Source organism: Streptomyces collinus Tu 365 (genome assembly GCF_000444875.1).
In the GTDB taxonomy this organism is placed as follows: Bacteria; Actinomycetota; Actinomycetes; order Streptomycetales; family Streptomycetaceae; genus Streptomyces; species Streptomyces collinus_A.
The window spans coordinates 7,833,713-7,854,736 of sequence record NC_021985.1 but is presented as its reverse complement, the minus strand read 5'-3'; the positions used below and the strand labels follow the sequence as shown (position 1 = coordinate 7,854,736).

9 protein-coding genes and 1 pseudogene are annotated in these 21,024 nt (G+C 74.1%); 2 read left to right on the top strand and 8 right to left on the bottom strand.

Annotated elements, in window-relative coordinates:
• Nucleotides 1-25 precede the first annotated feature (25 nt).
• Together B446_RS33770 and B446_RS33765 are read left to right on the top strand one after the other, a co-directional pair.
• Nucleotides 26-358, top strand: coding sequence for a DUF6204 family protein (locus B446_RS33770; protein ID WP_020937643.1), 333 nt, complete (start codon nt 26-28; stop codon nt 356-358).
• A complete protein-coding gene (locus B446_RS33765; protein WP_043474507.1) occupies nt 355-912 on the top strand; it encodes a DUF2087 domain-containing protein in 558 nt (185 codons plus the stop codon). Before B446_RS33770 ends, B446_RS33765 begins: the two co-directional genes overlap by 4 nt.
• Here B446_RS33765 and B446_RS33760 read toward each other — a convergent pair.
• The 8 genes and pseudogenes from B446_RS33760 to B446_RS33725 all read right to left on the bottom strand — a co-directional run.
• Nucleotides 904-2,241 (bottom strand): acyltransferase domain-containing protein, encoded by a 1,338-nt coding sequence (locus tag B446_RS33760; protein ID WP_020937645.1) that lies wholly within the window; start codon nt 2,239-2,241, stop codon nt 904-906. The two genes, B446_RS33765 and B446_RS33760, sit on opposite strands and share 9 nt — an antisense overlap.
• Nucleotides 2,242-2,250: 9 nt before the next feature.
• Nucleotides 2,251-3,207: a class I SAM-dependent methyltransferase gene (locus B446_RS33755; RefSeq protein WP_043474510.1), complete on the bottom strand. Its 957-nt coding sequence runs from the start codon at nt 3,205-3,207 to the stop codon at nt 2,251-2,253.
• A gap of 31 nt (nt 3,208-3,238) precedes the next feature.
• Nucleotides 3,239-3,658: an aspartate 1-decarboxylase gene (panD, locus tag B446_RS33750; protein ID WP_052352224.1), complete on the bottom strand. Its 420-nt coding sequence runs from the start codon at nt 3,656-3,658 to the stop codon at nt 3,239-3,241.
• Between the two features lie 14 nt (nt 3,659-3,672).
• On the bottom strand, nt 3,673-4,872 hold the full coding sequence (locus B446_RS33745) for a cytochrome P450 (protein WP_020937648.1): 1,200 nt from the start codon (nt 4,870-4,872) through the stop codon (nt 3,673-3,675).
• A gap of 14 nt (nt 4,873-4,886) precedes the next feature.
• On the bottom strand, nt 4,887-8,123 hold the full coding sequence (gene fabD / locus B446_RS33740) for an ACP S-malonyltransferase (protein ID WP_020937649.1): 3,237 nt from the start codon (nt 8,121-8,123) through the stop codon (nt 4,887-4,889).
• A 23-nt stretch (nt 8,124-8,146) separates the two neighbouring features.
• Nucleotides 8,147-11,248, bottom strand: coding sequence for a non-ribosomal peptide synthetase (locus B446_RS33735; protein ID WP_020937650.1), 3,102 nt, complete (start codon nt 11,246-11,248; stop codon nt 8,147-8,149).
• Nucleotides 11,245-12,093 carry a hypothetical protein gene (locus B446_RS33730; protein ID WP_020937651.1) on the bottom strand — a complete coding sequence of 283 codons (849 nt, stop codon included), beginning with the start codon at nt 12,091-12,093 and terminating at the stop codon, nt 11,245-11,247. The genes B446_RS33735 and B446_RS33730 overlap by 4 nt, the downstream gene beginning before the upstream one ends.
• 239 nt (nt 12,094-12,332) lie before the next feature.
• Nucleotides 12,333-21,023, bottom strand: a pseudogene (locus B446_RS33725) (SDR family NAD(P)-dependent oxidoreductase); the annotation flags it as partial.
• Nucleotide 21,024: the final 1 nt, after the last annotated feature.

Here is a 21,024-nt window from a genome sequence, read left to right as displayed (position 1 = left end):
CCGGCACCTGAGAGGCACCTCCACCATGCCCCGCAAGAGTTATCAGGTCATCGTCTACGGCAAGTTCGCGCCGCTCGACGACGACCAGCGCGCCAAGCTGCTGGCCGTGGCCGACCAGCACGACCTGTTCCACTCGAAGTTCACCGAGGAGGGCACGGTCACCTACGAGCGGACCCTGCTCACCTTCACCTTCCGCTGTGCCGTGAAGGCCGACGCCGAGGACAAGACCGAGAAGGTCGTCGCCGGGGTCGAGGAACTGGCCACGGCCGCCGTCCGCGGCCTCGGCGCCGATGTGCGCGATCTGCGGTCCGTCTGCACCGACCTGGAGACCATCAAGATCAAGCGGCGGGGACGATGACGCCCGAGACATTCACCGTTCTCCTTTCCGACTCCGCTGTTCGGCGGGTTTTCTCGGCCGTGGCCCTGGGCTCGTCGACCTCCGCGGAGATCCTCGCCGCGACCGGGCTCGCGGCCCCGGAGGCCGCCCCGGCCATCGGCCGGCTGCTGCGCGAGGGCCTGGTCGTCCCCCGGGGCCGGGGCCGGCTGGCGGTCGACGAGGCCGCCCTGGGTGCCGCGGCCGAGATCGCCGGACGCCGTCTGCGGGAGCAGGCGGAGGCCGAACAGCCCGATCCCGGGCTGCGCGGCTACGTCCGTGGCACGGTGCTGGTCCGGTTGCCGGAGGACGACGACGAGACCCGGCGGGCGGTGCTGGACCATGTGGCGGCGACGACCTTCGAGGCCGGTCGGGAGTACGACGAACGCACCGTGACCGATCTGCTGCGGCCGTGGTGCGAGGGCGCCGCCGTGGACCCGGTCTCGCTGCGGCGGTCCCTGGTCGACGACGGGTTCCTGCACCGCGAGTCCGGGTCCTACCGGCTCGTCTCCCTCGTGGGGCCCGGCTCGTCATCCTGACCCCGCCGCGGCCGGCGAGGGCCGCGGGCGCCGGACGGCCGCCAGGACGGCGGCCTGGTAGGGAGTGAGCGCCGGCGCCGGCGGGGCGGACGTCGGCCAGTGCGGGTCGCGGCCGTAGGTGAACAGCGTGCCGAGCGACGACAGCATGGCCCGGCGTTCGGTCCGCCGGCGGCCGGAGGGCAGCACCTCCCCCGGCCGTCCGGCGCTCTCCAGCGTCTGCCGCAGGCTGGAGAGCAGCACCGGATGGGTGCTCACCTCGACGAAGATCTCATGACCGTCCTCGGCCAGCCGGCCGGTGGCGGCGGCCAGCCGGACCGGCTCCCGGAGGTTGCGCATCCAGTACGCGGGCCCCAGGTCGGTGCCGGGGACCGGCGCCGCGGTCACGGTCGAGTAGAACGGCACCCGTGACGGCACCGGGCTCAGCGGGCGCAGCGCCCCAGCCAGGTCGTCGCGCAGTTCGTCGACGTAGTGGCTGTGCGAGGCGACCGTACCCCGCACCATCCGGCAGTAGACGCCGCGCCGATCGAGGTCCTCGACCAGCGCCGTCAGCGTGGCGGTGTCCCCGGCCAGCACGGTCGAGCGGGGACTGTTCTCCCCGGCGACGCAGATACGGCCTCCGCTGGAGGCGGCCAGGGCGTGCGCGGCCTCGGGCGACAGCTCGGTGGTGGCCAGCGCGCCCCGGCCGGCGATCCGCCGCAGCAGGGCGCTGCGACGGCAGGCGATCAGCAGGGCGTCGTCGAGGGTGAGCGCTCCGGCCGCGTACCCGGCGGAGATCTCGCCCATGCTGTGCCCGGTCACCGCGTCCGGCTCCACCCGCCAACTGCGCCACAGGGCCACCAGGGCGATCTGCAACGACACCATCGTCGGCTGCAGCACGTCGATCTCACCGAGCCGCGACATCGCCGGGCCGGCCCGCAACTGCTGGATCACCGAGAAGCCGGCCAGCTCGCGTACCCGTTCGTCGCAGCGCCGCAGCGCCGCGCCGAACACCGGCTCGGTGTCGAGCAGTTCCAGGCCCATGCCGTCCCACTGGGCGCCCTGGCCGGCGAAGACGAACACCAGTCCCGGCCGCCGGGACGGCGACGGAGGCGGTATCCGGTCGGCCCACTCCCGTACCAGCTTGTCCAGGCCCTCGGCGAGGTCGTCGTAGGAATCGGCGGTGAGAGCGGCCCGGTGGGCCAGACCGGGTGTCCTGGCTGCCGCGTCGTGGCAGTACCGGGCCAGCGTGGGCAGGTCCCGGCCGGCGCGGATCCGGTCCGCGTGCCCGCGGAGGGCGGCGAGCAGGCCCTCCTCGGTCCCGGCGGCGACGGCGAACAGCCGTACGGTCACTTCTCCCCCTCAGACTCGGACGGCGACCTGGTGCCGGTAGCTCTCCATCGGCAGGCCGCTCATCCACGGCACGAGGCCGAGCCGGCTGAGTACCTTGACCGAGGAGGGCGGCCGGTAGCCGGCGAACATGCCGCCGAACATCAGGATCTGACTGTGCGTGGCGATCGTGCGCACCAGCGGGTTCATCCGCTGCCGGTCGAGCGTGCGGCGGAAGCGGCTGCCCGGGGCCATCCGGCGGCGCACCGCGGCGCGGACCTCGGCGGAGACGTCGTGATCGGTGATCCACTTCAGCTGGGGCATCTCCTCGGTGATCCCCCGCATCGTCCGCAGCCGCTGGCGGGTGAACACGTCGATGTGCGACAGCGTCCCGCCCGGCCGCAGCACCCGCGCGGCCTCGTGCAGAAAGCGGCCCAGATCGGGATACGTGTGCGAGCTCTCGATGTTGATCAGCACATCCACCGAGGAGTCCTCGAACGGCAGCTTCTCGGCGTCGCCCTGGACGAAGCGCAGGGTCTCACCCCGCGCCAGCGTGGCCTCGGCCCGGGCGACCGCCTTCGGCGACAGGTCGAGGCCGGTCATCCGGGCGCCGGGGACGAGGCGGGACAGGAAGTTGAGCCCTTCGCCCGTCCCGCAGCCCACCTCCAGAACCGTCCGGTCGGCGCACCCGTCCAGACCGTCGGGCAGGTCGCGCAGGGCCAGGTAGTAGAGCTGCTCGCTGAACCCGTCGGTGCCGAAGTCGGTGAACCCGGGCAGCCGGGCCTCGATCTCGGCCGCCAGACCGGGGTCGTACATCCCCCAGTTCCACAGCTCACCGCGACCGGACAGGGTGGCCGCCATGTCGTAGATGGAGGAACTGGCGGATTTCATCCCGGCGGCCTCGGCCCCCGAGCGGGGTGCTCTGGACTCGTCGAGGTTGATGTCCGCGAGACCGGCGGTGAAGGCGGTCATCACATCGGGTTGGCTCATTGGGGTCTCCGAGTTCGCCGGATCGGTGCGGTCACGCGTCGACGGTGTCGCCGCGTATCAGGTCGTCGGCGCCGTCCGGCGCCTCGGCGGGGTCGGAACCGACGTGCTGCGGTCGGTTGCCGTCGTCGACGAAGACCACGCTCGGCCGGTACGCGCGAGCCTGTTCCTCGGTCATCGCCGCGTAGGAGATGACGATCACCAGGTCGCCGGGACTGATCAGCCGGGCCGCCGCGCCGTTGATGCCCACCACTCCGCTGCCGGCCGGCCCCTCGATGACGTACGTGCTGAGCCGGGCGCCGTTGTCGATGTCGACGACGTCGACCTTCTCCCCGGGCAGCAGGTTCGCGGCGGCCATCAGCGTCGAGTCGAGCGTCAGCGAGCCGACGTAGTGCAGGTCCGCCTGCGTCACGGTGGCGCGGTGGATCTTCGACTTGAGCATCTCTCGGTACACCGGGTGGTCTCCGTTCACCATGTCACCGGCAGCTCGTGGACGCCGTAGATGATCGATTCGGGGTTGGTGCGGACCTGGTCCTCGGGGATCGCCAGCCGCAGCCCGGGCAGCCGCCGGGCCAGCCCCTCGAACGCGATCCGCAGCTCAAGGCGGGCCAGTTGCTGGCCGACGCACTGGTGGATGCCGTAACCGAACGACAGGTGCGCCACCGGCGGCCGGGTGATGTCCAGGCGGTCCGGGTCCTCGCAGAGCGACGGGTCCCGGTTGGCCGCGGCCAGCGACAGGGACACGGCGTCTCCCTCGGTGAAGTGGTGCCCGTCGAAGTCCATGTCGGCGCCGGCCGCGCGGATCGAGCCGGCGTGCATGACCGTCACGTAACGCAGCAGTTCCTCCACCGCGCCCGCGCCCAGGCCCGGGTCCGCGGCCAGCGCCGCGTACTGGTCGGGGTGTGCCAGCAGGGCGAAGGTGCCCAGCGCGATCATGTTCTTGCTGGTGTCGTAGCCGCCCACGAGCAGCACGCTGCCGATGGTCGCCAGCTCCTCGTCGCTGAAAGCGCCGTCGGAGACCAGCGTGCCGAGCAGGTCGTCGGTGGGCTCCTCGCGTTTGGCGCGGATCAGCTCCATCAGCTGCCCGCCCACGTTCTGCCAGCCGGCGATCGCCTCCTCCGCGCTGGAGTGGACGGTCAGCAGCGCCTTGATGCCCTTGACGAACACGTCCCGCCGGTCGGCGGGAACACCGAGCAGCTCGCAGATCACCAGCCCGGCGACCGGCTCGGCGAACGCGGCGACCAGGTCGGTGGGTCCGCCTTCCTCGATCATCCTGCCGAGATACAGGTCGACGTGCTCGGTCAGCCTCGGCTCCATCGTCCGGGTGCGGCGGGCCGAGAACCAGGCGGTCAGCCGGCGCCGGTAGTGGGTGTGCTCCGGCGGGTCCATCGCCGTGAACATCCCCGGCGCCAGTTCGGTCCGGTTCCCGGCCATCGGCAGCGGGATCGGCGTGCGCAGCAGGTCGCCGCGCGAGCTCATGCCCCGGGCGGCGAGGAGCCGGCGGACCTCGTCGTAGCCGGTGATCAGCCAGCCGAGGTGGCCGTCCGGGAAGACCATGCGGGCCACCGGCTGCTCCTCGCGCAGCTCGGCGAGCTCGGGTGCGGGGTCGAACGGGCACGTGCCACGGGTCATGGGCAGGCCGTCGACGGGACGAACGGTCTCGGACACAACGCTCTCCTTTGCTATACGCCGGCGGACCCGACGATCTCGGCGGCTTCGGTGATGAGTCGGTCGGCCAGTTCGTCGGCGTGCCGGTCACGCCAGGCCTCGTACGTGGTGCCGCGCAGCCAGTGGTTGCAGGCGCCCAGCGCCGGCCCGCAGGCCACCTGGTAGTCCGCGACCCGCTCCGGGGTGCCCTCGATCGCCCAGCGCTGTGCCTGGGCGCAGTACCAGCGGAAGACCAGGGCCATCCGGCGCTTGGGGTCGGCCGGCTCGCCGGCGGGGACGACCCGCGACGCCAGCTCCTCGAAGCCGGCGCCGAAGTAGTCGCGTTCCACCCGGGACCGGATCCAGCCGGGCACGGCGTCCCAGGAGTCGTAGGTGCGCCACAGGTCGTAGAGCTTTCCGGCGCGCACATGGAAGAGCACGCCCTTGCGCAGCACCCGGGCCCGGCCGCCGAGTTCGAACAGGGCACCGTGCGGGGCGTACGCGGTGTCGTGCACGTCGAGGTTCGGCAGCAGGTCCTTGGCGGCTTCGCTGAGCCCGCTCTCGGCGGTGCAGAGGTTGATCGACCCGGTGAGGATGAAGTCGGCGCCCAGGACGAACGCGGCGGCGGCCGACTCCGGGGAGCCGATGCCTCCACCGCCCCCGACGCGTACGCCGGAGGCGACCCCGCCGAGCTGTGTGCGCAGCCGTCGCACCGAGGGCAGCAGCGCGGGCAGGGAGCCCTGGTCGGTGTAGTCGGCTCCGTCGCCGATCGCGCAGATGTCGTCGGCCAGGGCGATCCGCTCGCCGGCCGCGGCCTCCTCGGCATTGAGCAGTCCGTCGTCCACCAGCCGTGTCACGAGGGGGCGCGGCGGTGGTGCGAAGAACAGGCGGGCGGTGTCCAGGCGGGTCACCTTGGCGAGCAGCTTGCGCGGGGCGTGCACCGTTCCGTCCGCCAGGATGCGGGCACCGGTCAGACGGTGCCTCACCAGTGCGGGGGTCACCTCGACGTACGTGGCCGCCTCGACGAGACGGACGTTCTCACGGACCAGCAGGTCGACCATGTCGGCCTCGGCGCGCGGGTCGAAGGGGTCGTAGGTGATGTTGACCCCGAACGGCGCGTCGGCCCCGGCGGCCGCCCGGATGCCGCGGATCGCGTCGGCGACGTCCGCGAGCGGGAGCCCGGCCGCCCCGAAGTGGCCGAGCAGGCCGGAGCGGGCCAGCCGGGCGACCAGGGCGACGGAGCTGACGCCGTGGTGCATGCCGCCGGCGACGTAGGCGTGCCGGACCCCGTGGTCGCGCCGGAACGCCGCCGAGCCCAGCTCCGCGCGCCGCGGTGCCGGAGCGTTGACCGGCCCGGTCGGCACCGTGGTCCGTGCCGGTTCGGGCCGCAGTGGGGTGGCCTCGTCCCGGATCCGGGCGATCAGCTTGGTCAGCACCTGTCCCGGGCCCAGTTCGCGGACCCGGAAGTCGCCCCGGCCCATGAGCAGCCGGATGCTGTCGGTCCACCGCACCGGGGAGACGATCTGGCGGCGCAGGGTGGCGGCCACGGCGTCCGGCTCGTACGGCCGGGCGTCGACGTTGCTGATCACCGGGATCTTCGGGGCGGCGAAGGCGGTGGCGTCCAGCAGGCGCCCGAACTCCTCCGCGGCCTGCGCCATGTAGCGGCTGTGGAAGGGGGCGCTGACGTTGAGCGGGGCACAGCGGGCGCCCTTGTCCTTGAACACCGCAAGCGCGCGGTTGACCGCGTCGGCCGGGCCGGCGACGACCGTCTGGGTCGGCGCGTTGTAGTTGGCGATGTCCAGTCCGGACAGCTCGTCGTCGCGCAGCACCTCCCGGACCAGGGACGAGTCGACGGCCGAGACCGCGGCCATGGTGCCGCCGGTGACCTGTCCCATCAGCCGGCCGCGTTCGGCGACCAGGCGCAGGCCGGTTTCGAAGTCGTACACGCCCGCGGCGAACAGGGCGGCGAACTCACCGAGGCTGTGCCCGAGCAGGTAGTCGGGCAGACGGCCGCCCTCCTGTACGGTGGCCAGCCAGGAGAGCGCGCCGACCACGTACAGGGCCGGCTGGGTGTACCGGGTGTCGCGCAGGTTGCGGCCGGGGTCCTCAAGGCACAGTTCACGGATCGAGTACCCGAGGACGGCGTCGGCCCGTTCGACCAGTTCGGGGAACCGGTCGAACAGGTCTCGGCCCATGCCCTTGACCTGAGCGCCCTGACCCGGGAAGACGTAGACGTCGAAGCCGTCGCCCGGGGTGGCGGGGTCGGCCACGGGCGTCGGAGCGGTCATGGTGGTCACCTCGGTTCGTCGAGCCGGGGCGGCGATGACCGAGCGGGTGTCGAGCACCGCCTGGTACAGCACCTCGTCCCGGGCGTACGGGGAGAGCAGCGGCAGCACCCGGGACCGGCTGCCCTCGGGAAGCCGCGCCCGTACCAGGTTGGCCATCGACCCGGACGGTCCGAGGTCCAGGAAGAGCAGGTCGTCGCGGGCCAGCAGCGGTTCGAGGGCGCGTGACAGGTCGAACGGCTCACGGAGGACCTGCCAGAAGTGGTCCGGGCCGGGGTGGCGCACCTCGGCACCGGTGGTTCCGGAGATCAGCGGGATCGACGCGGCTCGGGGCGTGAGACCGCCCACGAGCTTCGTGAAGGCGTCGCGCACGCCGTCGATCAGCGGCGAGTGGAACGGGAACAACACCGGGAGCCGTTGGCAGAGCACACCCGAGGCGGCCAAGTGGCGCTCGATGGCGTCGAGCCGGCCGGCCGTGCCCGCGAGCACGAAGTTGTCCGGCCCGTTGATCGCGGCCAGATGCGCCCCGGCCAGCGCGGGTTCGCGGTCGACGAGGCCGGCGTCGGCGAGGACCGCCAGCATCCCGCCGCGCGGGCACTCAGCCTCGAAGAGCGCCACCTGCTCCAGCAGCGAGCGCAGACATTCCTCGGGGTCGAAGATGCCGGCCACCGCGGCGGCGACGACCTCGCCCAGGCTGGCGCCGAGCACCAGCTCCGGCTCGAAGCCGTGGGCGCGCAGCATGCGGGCCAGAGCGTACTCGACCATGAAGATGGCCGGCTGGGTGAGCGACAGGCGGGTCATCGCCAGCTCGGCGCCGCGGCCGTCGCCGTGGATCGCGTCGATGACCGAGTCGCCGTTGATCTCGCGCACCACCGCGTCCAGAGAATCCAGAGCGTCGCGGAAGAACGGGTCGGCACCGTAGAGCCACCGGCCCATGCCGTGGTACTGGGAGCCCTGCCCGGCGAAGAGGAAGACCGGTTTCAGCATGGTGAGTGGTCCCCTTCGGCCGCTCACCCGAGCCCGCGCAGGCGGCCGGCCAGCGCGGCGGGGGTCGGGTTCTCGAACACGTCGGTGAGTGGCAGCCGGACACCTGTCTCGTCCTTGATGCGCTGGGCGAGGGCGGCGGCGAGCAGCGAGTGGCCACCGCTGGTGAAGAAGTGGGAGTCGGCGTCCAGGTCCGGCTGGTCGAGCAGCTCGGCGAAGAGCTTGGTCAGGGTGGCGGTGAGCGCGTCGCCGCCGACCGGGCCCGCGGCGTCACCGCCGGTCGCGGCCGGCCTGCGCGCGGCGAGGTCCGCCAGCGCCAGGTAGTCGACCTTGTCGCTTCCGGTACGCGGAAACGCCTCCACCGCGAGGAAGCGGTGCGGCACCACCGAGCGCGGCAGCCGCTGCCGGGCGTACTCCCAGAGCTCGCCCATCGCCTCGGGCCGGTGCGGCACCTGGACGAAAGCGGCCAGGCTGCCGTCCGTGCCGGGGTCGCCGACCACCAGCACGGCGGCCGCCTCGACGTCCGGGTGATCGGACAACACCGCCTCGATCTCGCCCAGTTCGATCCGGTTGCCGCGCAGCTTCACCTGCCGGTCCATGCGGCCCAGCAGGTTGATGCGGCCGTCCGGCAGCCAGCGCGCCACGTCTCCGGAGCGGTAGAAGCGTCCCCACCGGGGGTTCGATCCGAACCGCTCGGCGGTGAGGTCGGGCCGCCCGTGGTAGCCGGCGGCGACACCGACCCCGGCGACGCACAATTCGCCGCGCAGGCCGATCGGCAGCGGCTCCCCGTCCGGGCCGGCGATGAAGACCCGGGTGTTGGCGATCGGCGTCCCCACGTCGACCCGGTCGCCGGGGTCCGTCGGCACCCGTCCTGCGGTCGCCCAGATCGTGCTCTCCGTGGGGCCGTAGACGTTCCACAGTTCGGCGCCCGCCCCGGTCAGGGTCGCGGCCAGGCCGCCGGGCAGTGGCTCACCTCCGCTGAGCAGCGTGCGGCCTGCGACCAGAGCGGTGATCCGGTCGGCGACGAGTCGCCAGGTGGTCGGCGTCGCCTGCAGGAATCCGATGTCGTGGACGCGTATCGCCTCGGCCAGCAGGGCTCCGTCGGTGCGCGCCTCGTCGGGCAGCACGACCGTGTGGCCGCCGTGCAGCAGCGGCATCATCAGTTCCAGCGACGAGGTGTCGAAACTGTACGTGCTGAGCCAGCCGGTGGGCCGCGCCGTCGCGGCGACGCCGAAGCGCACCGCGTAGTCGGTGATGTGGTTGGCCAGGCTCCGGTGGGTGATGGGGATGCCCTTGGGCCGTCCCGTCGATCCGGAGGTGTAGATCACGTACGCGAGGGCGTCCGGCCCTGCCGCGCCGGTCCTGTCGCGGTCGACGGGGAGGGTGGGCGCGGCGTCGACGTCGGGGGCGGGGACCGTCCGGCGGTCGCCGGGCGCGGTGAGGCCGTCGCCGGTCACCACCACCCGTGCGCCCGCGTCGTCCAGCTGGTAGGCGATGCGCTCCGCCGGGTGGTGCGGGTCCAGCGGCAGGTACGCCGCACCGGCGAGCCAGGTCCCGAACACCGCGGCGGCCAGTGCCGCACCCCGCGGCACGAGCAGCGCGACGATGTCGCCGGGGCGGACGCCGGCCGCCGTCAGCCGCTCGGCGGTGTGCGCCGCGGCGGACCACAGGCGACCGTAGCTCACTCCACGGTCTCCGTCGCGGACCGCGAGGGCGTCCGGCTCGGCGGCGGCGCGCTCGGCGAATCCGGCGAGCACCGACGTCAGCTCGATCGGGCGGTCGGTGGCGTTGGCGGCGTCGATGACCGCGTGGTCCCGGGGTGACCAGATCGACAGCGAGCCGACCGGCGTGTCCAGGGCGGCGCCGACGGCGACCAGCAGCGCGTCGTAGCGGCGGACCATGAGGTCGACGTCCGCGCGGTCCAGGACCCCGGTGTAGAACGCCGCGCGCACGGTTGCGCTGTCACGGTCGGAGGTCACGAAGAATTCCAGGTCGAACTGGCTGAACCCGTTCTCGACCACGACCAGTTCCGCCGCGGCGCCCGCCACCGTGAAGGTGCGCTGGCCGGCGGTGAACGGCACGTAGTTGAACACGTGCCGGAACAGCACGTTGCGCCAGCCGGAACCGTCGCGCTCGACCACGTCGAGCAGTTCGTCGGCGGGGGTGTCCGCGTGGGTCATCGCCTCCATGAAGACCCGGCGCGCCCGGCCGACCAGCTCGCGGAAACCTGCCGTGCGCTCGGTCAGCAGGCGCAGCGTGACCAGGTTGCTGTGGTAGCCGACCGCCCCGGCCGCTTCCCGGCCGCGCGTGTTGACCGGCGAGCCGATGGTCAGGTCGGGTCCGGCGCCGTGTCCGGCCAGCAGCACCGCGTACGCGGTGAGCAGGACGACCGACTCGGGCGCGCGCAGCTCGCGTTGCAGCCGCCGGACGACCTCGTGCGCCTCGGGCGACAGGACGTGGGTGACCTCGTCACCCTCCAGCGTGGTGGTCGCCGGGGCCGGCTTCTCGCACCACAGCTCCGAGCCGGACGAGCGGAACCCGGCCATGGTGTCGCGCCAGAACGTGAGGCTCCGTTCGGAGGGCGCGGGCTCGTGCCAGGCGGGCACCGGGTCCGGCTCGGGGGTCCGGCCGGCCAGCACCGCCTCGTAGAACTCGACGAGCTGGGCGCGCAGGACGGCGGTGGACTGCACGTCGGCGATGGCGTGGTGCAGCGCGAGACAGAGGATGTCGTCGTCGGGGCCGTGCAGCAGCAGGGCGCGAAGCAGCGGGCTCCCGTCGGCCCGGAAGGGGCGGGCCACGAAAGCGGTCAGGGCGTCGCGCTCGTCACCGTGCCCGGCGCCGTGGTCGTCACCGTGCGCGTCCGCCTGCTCCGGCTCGATGCGGAGGCTGGGCAGGACGGTCCTGGTCAGGGCGTCGTCGCTGCGGTGGAAGACCGTGCGCAGCACCTCGTACCGGCGGGGCAGCAGGTCGAGTGCCGTGGCCAGGGCGGCCGGGTCGAGGCGGCCGGCGACGCGGAAGGCCAGCGACAGGTTGTTGGCGCCGCTGCCGGGCACGAGGTCGTCGAGCAGCCACAGAGCGGTCTCCTTGCGCGAGGCGCGCCCGCGGGCGTCCGCCGCGCCGGCCGTCATCGGCGGGCCTGCGAGCCGGTGCCGAGCAGGCCGGCCACGGTCGTGGCGACCTCCGGGGTGCGCAGCAGATCGCGGTGCTCCACCTCGAACCGGACCTCGTCCGCCACGGCGATCGGTGCCAGGCCGGGGGTGGCGCGCATCCGGTTGAGTCCGCTGGCCGGGCTCGCCGAGGTGACGACGGTGGCCCGGGACCAGCCGGGACGCGGATCGAGTCCGGCGGCGACGCCGAGATAGGTCATGAACGAGCCGACCAGGGCCACCAGTTCACCGGCGTAGCCCTCGTCGAGGCCGGCGCGGCGCAGCGCGGCCGAGCCGATCGGCTCGAAGATCGCATAGAGCTCGGTGGCGAACGCGGCCGGGGTGATCCCGGGCCGGGCGGCCAGGCGCTCCGCGGCGCCGGCCAGCTCGTCGACCTCGGCCGGGGTCAGTACGGCGGTCATGTTGCCGATGACCCGGCCGAACTGCAGGTGCACGGTGGGCACGTCGACGAGTTCGGGGTCGAAGACCACCACCTGCGGGGCGACCGGCTGGCGGTCGGCGATCCTCTCGGCCAGGGCGCCGGCGAAGACCGATCCGGCGCAGTAGCCGAGGACCGCCCGGACCCTGCGTCCGCTCGCGGCGACCTCGGCCAGCCAGGGCGCGAGGTACTCGTCCGGGTCGATGCCGGGGCCGGGGGCCCGGGCCGGTGCGACGGTCTGCCACAGCGCGCAGTCCAGTCCCAGGCTGGGCGTCAGGTCGGCGAAACCGCCCTCGTTGCGGCCCGTCACCGGGAAGTCGGTGGCGAGCACGACGTCGGCGTCCGATGCTGCGTCGAGCACCACATTCCACACGGAAGGGCTTGGCATCTGGCAATTCTCCTGAATATCGAGAGGTCAATCAGGGAGGTCACTACAGGGCAATTTCGCACGCATCGCCGGAGCCGTTCCTCGCCGATGCTATTCACCATCCGAGGCGTTGTCCACCTCGATTTTCCGGGACAATTCCCGGAGCTATTTCGATTTTTTTGACACACCTGATCAGGCAAGGTCCTCTGAGGGCCACGCCGAAATGGATGACTAATTCGCCGGTCGGCTGAGTCGGCTGCCTATTCCCCCTCGCTCATTCGCGTAACCACGAGATCGGCGAGAGCCTGCGGAGTGGGGCATTCATAGAGCACGTCCGCCGGCCATTCCAGACCGGTCAGTGTGCCCAGATGATCACGCAGCTCCAGTGCGGTGACCGAGGAAAGTCCCAGATCGAAGAAGTCGTCGGCGGGGTCGATCCCGGCGCCCGAGTCGTGCCCCAGCACGGCCGCTGCCAGCCCCCGCACTCCGGTCAGGACCTCGGCGTCCCACCGGTCGCGGGGCAGCTCCGCCAGCGCCGCCCGCAGTCCACCGGCCGGAGCGGAACCGGTGGCGTGGCCCGGGGGTTCGACGCGCCGGGCCGGCCCGGGCACCGCCTCGTCCTCGTACTCGGCGACGAAGACCTCGTCCCCGTACTCGGCCACGAACACCCCCTCCGGCCGGATGCGGGCCGCGCTGTACCCCTGTCCGATCACGGCGCACAGCCGGGCCCGGGCCACGGCGTCCGTCTCCGGCGGAAGGTCGACGACATGATCCGCGACCGGCGGCGGCGAGCCGTCCCGGGTGAGAACCCACAACGGCACCCCGGGTGGCACGGCCGGCTCCGCGCCGGGCAGGGCGATCACCAGATCGGGGTGCTGTGCGCCATCGCCCGTCACCCGGGCACCGTGTCTGGCCAGCGCCCCGGCGAGGGCATCGGTCAGATCCGGGTCGCCGTCGGGGGGCGGCACCAGCGCCACGGCCAGGTCCAGGACCGGGGGCGCGGCGTCCGGGACCGGTCGCCACCGCACCGGTCGCCGTGCCGCACCGGCACCGGACCGCAACCGTGCGACGGCGGCGAGAACCTGGAGCGGCGTCTCGTCACCCCGCAGACCGAGCATGCTCAGCGCCGCCTCCGGGTCACTGGAGCCCAGGACCGACCAGAGAGCGTCGCGGGTGGGCTGGGGCGGTGCGGCGGGGGTCGGTGGGAGCGGGGCCGGAGCGGAGGGCTGCGGTACCGGGCCCGAGGGCTGCTGTCGCGGGGTGGGCCAGTAGCGCCGCGGCTGGAACGCGTAGTGCGGCAAGGGGTGGCGTCGTGGTGGGTGGTCCGTGTGTACGGCCTGCCAGTCGACGTGTACGCCGTGCGTGTGCAGGGTGCCGAGCGCGTCGAGGGCGGCCCGGGTGTCGTCGCGGTCCCGCCTGGCCAGGGCCACCGCGGGACCCGGTGCCGCGGGCAGGCAGGGGCGTACGGCCGGGGCGAGCACCGCGTCCGGGCCCAGTTCGAGGAACGTGGTGCCCCCCGTCCGGTCCGCCTCCTGCACCGCGTCGAGGAAGCGGACGGAGCCGCGGAGCTGGTCCACCCAGTACGCCGACGAGATCATCTTCTCCTCGGTCCGCACCGTGGAGACGATCGGGATCCGGGGCTGCTGGAACGTGACCGTCTCGGCGACCGACCGGAACTCGGCGAGCGCCGGTTCCACCCGGGCCGAGTGGAACGCCGTCCCGACCCGCAGCCGGCGGGTGCGATGCCCGCGATCGGACAGCACGCCGGCGACCTCCAGGACGGCGTCCTCGTCCCCGGAGAGCACGACCGCGTCCGGGCCGTTCACCGCGGCGATCGACACCCGGTCGGCGTACCCGGCCAGCAGCGGCAGGACCACCGCCTCGGCGGCCCGTACGGACACCATCGCGCCGCCGGCCGGCAGACCCGCCATGGCCCGGCCACGGGCGGCCACGAGCGTGGCGGCGTCGTCGAGCGTGAGCATGCCTGCCAGGTACGCCGCGGACAGCTCGCCGATCGAGTGGCCGATCAGCATCTCCGGCCGCAGCCCCCAGGCGGTGATCAGCCGGAACTGGGCCACCTGGAGGGCGAAGAGGGCGGGCTGCGTGTACTCCGTGCGGTCGAGCAGGCCGCCGTCGCCCCACACCACGTCGCGCAGCGGGGTGTCCGACGTGAAGTGCGCGCTCACCTCGTCGAAGGCCCGCGCGTACTCGGGGAACGTCTCGTACAGCCCGCGCCCCATCCCGGGCAGCTGGCTGCCCTGACCGGTGAAGAGCAGGACCAGCCGGTGCCGCGCGGCGGTGGCGCGGAGCACGCCCGGCCCGGGGTTCCCCTCGGCGAGGGCGGTGAGCGCTGACCGCAGCGCGGTCTCGTCCCGGCCGGTGACCATGGCCCGGTGCTTGTGGACGGCACGGGCGGTGGCGAGTGCGTACGCCACCGCCGGCGGATCCGCGGCGGCGGTGGCCGTCAAGCGGGCGGCCTGCTCGCGCAACGCCGCCTCGGACCGTGCCGACAGCAGCCACGGCACCCCGTCGAGGACCGGCCGTTCCCCCTCCCGCACGTCCGGCTCCGGGGGCGCCTCCTCGATCACCACGTGCGCGTTGGTGCCGCTGATCCCGAACGAGGACACCCCCATGCGCCGCGGCTCCTCGCGTCGCGGCCAGGGCTGCGCCGAGGCCAGCAGCGCCACGTCGCCCGCGGTCCAGTCCACGTGCGGGGACGGCTCGTCGATGTGCAGACTGCGCGGCAGCACACCGTGCCGCAGCGCCAGCACCGCCTTGATCACCCCGGCCACACCGGCCGCGGCCTGGGTGTGCCCGACGTTGGACTTGACCGAGCCGAGCCACAGCGGGCGCGGGCGGTCGCGGCCGTACACCGCGAGCACCGCCTGCGCCTCGATGGGATCGCCGAGAACGGTGCCCGTGCCGTGCGCCTCCACCGCGTCCACGTCGGCCGGACCCAGCCCGGCGGCGGTCAGCGCCGCCCGGATCACCCGCTCCTGGGCCGGACCGTTCGGGGCGGTGAGTCCGTTGCTGGCCCCGTCGGAGTTGACCGCGCTGCCGCGCAGCACGGCCAGCACCTGGTGACCGTGCTCGCGGGCCCGCGACAGCCGCTCGACCAGGACCACGCCGACGCCCTCGCCCATGCCGGTGCCGTCGGCGGCCGCGGCGAACGGTTTGCACCGGCCGTCCGCGGCGAGCCCGCGCTGGCGGCTGAACTCCACGAACACCGCGGGCGTGGCCAGTACGGTGACCCCGCCGGCGAACGCCAGGTCGCACTCTCCGGCCCGGATCGCCTGTGCGGCCAGGTGCAGGGCGACGAGCGACGACGAGCAGGCGGTGTCCACGGTGACGGCCGGCCCTTGCAGCCCGAAGGTGTACGCCACCCTCCCGGACAGCACACCGCCGCCGACGCCCGGCGCGAGGAACCCCTCGGCAGCGGCTCCCTCCAGCAGCCGGCCGTAGTCCTGGTACATGGCGCCCATGAACACGCCGGTACCGGTGCCGCGCAGCGTGTCCGGGTCGACGCCGGCGTCCTCGCACGTCTCCCAGACGGTCTCCAGCAGCAGCCGCTGCTGCGGGTCCATCGCCACGGCCTCCCGCGGCGACACCCCGAAGAAGGCGGCGTCGAACTCGGCCACGCCGGAGACGAACCCGCCGGACCGGGCGTACGAGGTGCCGGGCGCGTCCGGGTCCGGGTCGTGCAGTTCCGCGAGGGGCCAGCCGCGGTCGTCCGGGAACGGCACGATCGCGTCCCGTTCGCAGACCAGCAGGTCCCACAGGTCGTCCGGGCCGCGGACGCCGCCGGGCAGCCGGCAGCCGATGCCGACCACCACCACCGGGTCGTCCGCGGTGCCGACGGCCACCGGGGCGGCGCTCGGCCGCTCCGCGCCGGCCAGGCGCTCGCCGAGGTGCCGGGCCAGCGCGGCCGGGTTGGGGTGGTCGAACACGAGCGTGGCCGGCAGCCGCATCCCGGCGGCCCCGGCGAGCCGGTTGCGCAGCTGCACCGCGCTGAGCGAGCCGAACCCGGCGTCCTTGAACGCCCGATCCGGGTCGATCATGTCGGGTGAGGCGTACCCCAGCACGGCGGCGGCGTGCCCCAGCACCAAGTCGAGCAGTACCCGGTGCCGGTCGGCCGGGCTCCTGCCGGCGAGCCGGGCCGCCAGCTCGGAGTCAGCGGCGGCGCCACGGGTGGCCGTACGCCGGGCCGGCGCCCCGGCGAGGGCCCGCACGGCCTGCGGCACGGCGTCGCCACCGGCCCGCAGTGCGGCCAGGTCGAGCCGGATCGGCACGAGCACCGGCTCGGCCACGGTCAGGGCGGCGTCCAGCGCGGCGAGAGCGGCGTCGCGTGGCAGCGGCGGGAACCCGGAGCGGCGGAACCGGGCCAGGTCGGCGCCGCCGGTCATGGTGCTCTCGTCGGCCCACAGGCCCCAGGCCAGCGAGACACCGGGCAGCCCGGCGGTCCGGCGTATCCGGGCCAGCGCGTCCAGGGCGGCGTTGGCCGCGGCGTAGTTCGCCTGGCCGAGACCGCCGAGCACGCCCACCGCGGAGGAGAACAGGACGAGCCGGGCCCGGGGCAGCAGTTCGTGCAGGAGCCAGGCCGCGTCGACCTTGGGACGCAGCACCCGGGCCAGCCGCTCCGGTGTGAGGTCGGCGACCAGTCCGTCGTCGAGCACCCCCGCGGCGTGCACCACGGTGTGGATGTCGGTCGTGGCGGATAGCGCGGTCAGCTCCGCCCGGTCCGCGACGTCGCACGCCACCAGGGAGACGTGCGCACCGGCGGCGGTCAGCTCCGCGGCCAGGGCGGCGGCCTGGGGTGCCCGCGGCCCCCGCCGGCTCGCCAGCACCACATCACGGACGCCCAGGTCGTGCACGAGATGCCGGGCGACGATCCCGCCGAGCGTGCCGGAGGCACCGGTCACCAGGACGGTGCCGAGGTCGCCGACCGGCTCACCCGCCGGGGGCACCCGGACCAGCCGGAGCTCCCGCGCGGTGCCGGCGGCGAGGCCCGTCTGCGGCCCGCCCGCGGCCAGCGCGGCCGGCACCGCCGCGACCGTGGCGTCGTCGGCGTCGGCGAGGTCGAGCACCGCGAAGCGGTCCGGGTGTTCCGACTCGGCACAGCGCACCAGCGCCGCGGTCGCGGCCTCACCGGGATCGTCGAGGATCCGCCGGGTCACCACGACCAGGGTGGAGGTGGCCCGGCGTTCGTCGGCCAGCCACTCCTGCACCAGGGCGAGCGCGCGCTCGGCGGCCGCGGCGGGTGGACCGGACGGGGCCGGGACCAGAACGTAGGGCGCGGCGTCGGCACTCGGCGGCACCCGCAGCAAGCGGGCGAGGGCGGGATCGGGGACCGCGTACCCGGCGGCGGGACCGTCCGGCAGCGTCCGCGGCGTCCACTGCGGAAGCAGCAGGTCGCCGCGGTCCGGCAGGCCGAGCGCGCCGTCCGGGAGCGGGCTGAGCACCAGGGACCGCACCGACGCGACCGGCGTCCCCGCCGGGTCGGTCAGCTCGATGCGGACCACGCCGTCCCGGACGCCGGTGAGCGTGGCCCGGACGGTGTCCGCGCCCACGGCGTGCACCTGGACCCCGGTCCACTCGAACGGCAGCGCGGGCCGGTCCCGCGCCCCGGTGGGGAGGTCTCCGAGCGCCAGCGGGTGCAGACAGGCGTCCAGCAGGGCGGGGTGGATGCCGAACCCGCCCGGCTCGGCGCCGGGCAGGGCGACCTCGGCGTACAGGTCCCCGGCCCGGTCGCGCCACAGTCCGCGGACGCCACGGAAGATCGGCCCGTACCGGAGTCCGGCGCCGTCCAGCCGGGCGTACAGCTCGTCCACGTCGAGCGGCTCGGCGCCCGCCGGTGGCCATGCGGTCGCCGCGCGCGGCGGTGGGTCGCCGACGGGTGCGAGGGCGGCGGTGGCGTGCGGCGTCCACGCGCCGGCGCCGACCCGGCCCTGCACGGTCACGTCCCGTGACCCGTCCGTACCGGGCTCGCCGGCCTCGATCCGCAGCCGGACCTCGGCGTCCTCGGGCACCACGACCGGGGCGAGAAGGGTCAGCTGCTCGATCACCGGGCAACCGGCCTCGTCACCGGCCCGGGACACCAGGTCCACCATGGCGGCGCCGGGGAGCACGACATGCTCCTCGACGGTGTGTTCGGACAGCCACGGGTGGGTGGCGGCCGACAGCCGGCCGGTCAGCACGAGCCGGTCGGCCCCGGGCACGGCGGCTCGCAGGACCGGGTGCTCGACGGCGTCCAGGCCCAGGGCGGACGGGTCGCCGCCGCCGGCCGGCAGCCAGTACCGCTCGGTCACGAACGCGGTGGTGGGCAGTTCGACCGGCCGGGCCCCGGGCCACACGGCGGACCAGTCCGGGCGGACGCCCTGCACGTGCAGCTGCGCCAGCGCCCGGACCAGCTGATCGGGTCCGCCCTCGTCACGGCGCAGCGTGTGCAGGACGGCGACCTCGGCGCCGATCTCGTCCAGGGTCTCCTGGGCACCGGTGGTCACCACCGGGTGCGGGCTGACCTCCAGCAGCGTGGTGCAGCCGTGCCCGGCGAGTGCGGTGACCGCCTCGTCGAAACGGACCGGCTCGCGGAGGTTGCGGTACCAGTAGTCGGCGTCGAAGGCGTCGTCGCCGTCGATCCACCGGCCCTCGACCGAGGAGAAGAAAGGGACGGCCGGCGGGCGCGGGGTCACCGGGGCGAGCGCGGTGCGGACCCTGTCCCGTACGCGCTCCACGTGCGCGCTGTGCGACGCGTAGTCCACGTCGACCCGGCGGGCCCGTACGCCCTCGGTCTCCAGCTCGGCGAGCAGCTCGTCCAAGGCGTCGGCGTCACCGGAGACCACGGCCGAGGAGGTGCCGTTGACGGCGGCCAGGGACAGCCGCCCGGTCCAGGCGTGCAGACGTTCGCGGACCTGCTCGGCGGGCAGCGCCACCGACATCATGCCGCCGAGGCCGGACAGCTCCACCAGCGCCTGGCTGCGCAGCGCCACCACCCGGGCGGCGTCCGGCAGGGTCAGCGCACCGGCGACGTGCGCGGCGGCGATCTCCCCCTGGCTGTGGCCGGCGACCGCGGCCGGGGTGACGCCCACCGAACGCCACACCTCGGCCAGAGCCACCATCATCGAGAACAGCACCGGCTGCACGACGTCGACCCGGTCGTGGTCCTGCTCGCCGCGCAGCACGGCGGTCAGCTCGAAGTCGACGTACGGCGCGAGGGCGGCCTCGCACTCGGCGATCCGGTCCCGGAAGACCGGGCTGCTCTGCAGCATCCGTACCGCCATGTTCCGCCACTGCGATCCTTGGCCGGGGAAGAGGAAGGCCACCGGGCCGGGCGCCCCGGTGACGCCCTCCACCACCGCCGGTGACGGCCGTCCGGCGGCGATGTCGGCGAGACCGGCCAGCAGTTCGGCACGGTCGTCGGCGCAGACCACGGCCCGGTACTCGTGCCCGGTCCGCGTCGTGACCAAGGACGACGCGATGTCCCGCCGGTCCTGGTCGGGCCGGGCGCCGAGATCGGCGGCGAGCGCGGCGGCCTGGGCGCGCAGCCCGGCGGGCGACCGGCCGGACACGGCCCAGGCAGCCGGCCACGACGCCGCGGGCTCGCTGCCGGGTGCCGGGGTGGCCGCCGCGGGCTCCTCGAGGATGACGTGCGCGTTGGTGCCGCTGACACCGAAGGACGAGACGGCCGCTCGGCGCGGTTCGTCGCCGGCCGGCCACGGCACCGGCTCGGCGAGCAGCTCGACCGATCCGGCCGACCAGTCCACGTAGGGCGTGGGCCGGTCCATGTGCAGCGTGCGGGGCAGCTCCCCGTGCCGCATGGCCATCACGACCTTGATGATCCCGGCGACGCCGGCCGCGGCCTGGGTGTGCCCGAGGTTGGACTTGATCGAGCCCAGCCGCAGCGGTCGCGGGCGGTCGCCGCCGTACACCGCGAGCACCGCCTGCGCCTCCACCGGGTCACCCAGCGGGGTGCCGGTGCCGTGCGCCTCCACCACGGCGACCTGGGCCGGGGTGAGGCCGGCGTCGACCAGGGCGTCCTGGATCACGCGGCACTGCGCGGGGCCGTTCGGGGCGGTCAGGCCGTTGCTGGCCCCGTCGGAGTTGACGGCGACGCCGCGGACGATCGCCTGGACCCGGCGGCCGGCCGCCTCCGCGGCGGAGCGCCGTTCCAGCACCAGCACGCCGACGCCCTCGGACCAGGCGGTGCCGTCGGCGGCCGCCGCGAACGGCTTGCACCGCCCGTCCGGTGCGAGCCCGCGCTGCCGGCTGAACTCGACGAACGCGCTCGGCGTGGCCATCACGGTGACCCCGCCGACCAGCGCCATGTCGCATTCGCCGCGTTGCAGGGCACGGACCGCCTGGTGCAGCGCGACCAGCGACGACGAGCACGCGGTGTCCACGGTGACGGCCGGGCCGCGCAGCCCGAGCTGGTAGGCGACCCGCCCGGACACGACGCTGCCACCGCCCTGGGCGCCCTGGTAGTCGTGGTGCATCACCCCGGTGAAGACCCCGGTACGGGTGTCCCGCAGCGCCGCCGGGTCGAGACCGGCCCGCTCCACCGCCTCCCACGAGGTCTGCAGGATCAGCCGCTGCTGCGGGTCGGTGTACAGCGCCTCCTTCGGTGAGATACCGAAGAAGCCGGCGTCGAAGGCCGCGGCGTCGTGCAGGAAGCCGCCCTCCCGGACCGTGGATGTTCCGGGGTGGTCGGGGTCGGGGTGGTACAGCCCGTCCACGTCCCAGCCGCGGTCGCGGGGGAACCCGGTGATGCCGTCGCGGCCCTCGGCCACCAGCGACCAGAGGTCCTCGGGCGACTCCACGCCGCCCGGGTAGTGGCAGGCCATGCCGACCACGGCGATCGGCTCACCGGACCGGCTCTCCACCTCGCGCAGCCGCCGACGGGTGACCTGCAGCTCCGCGGTGACACGGCGCAGGTAGTCACGGAGTTTGTCCTCACTG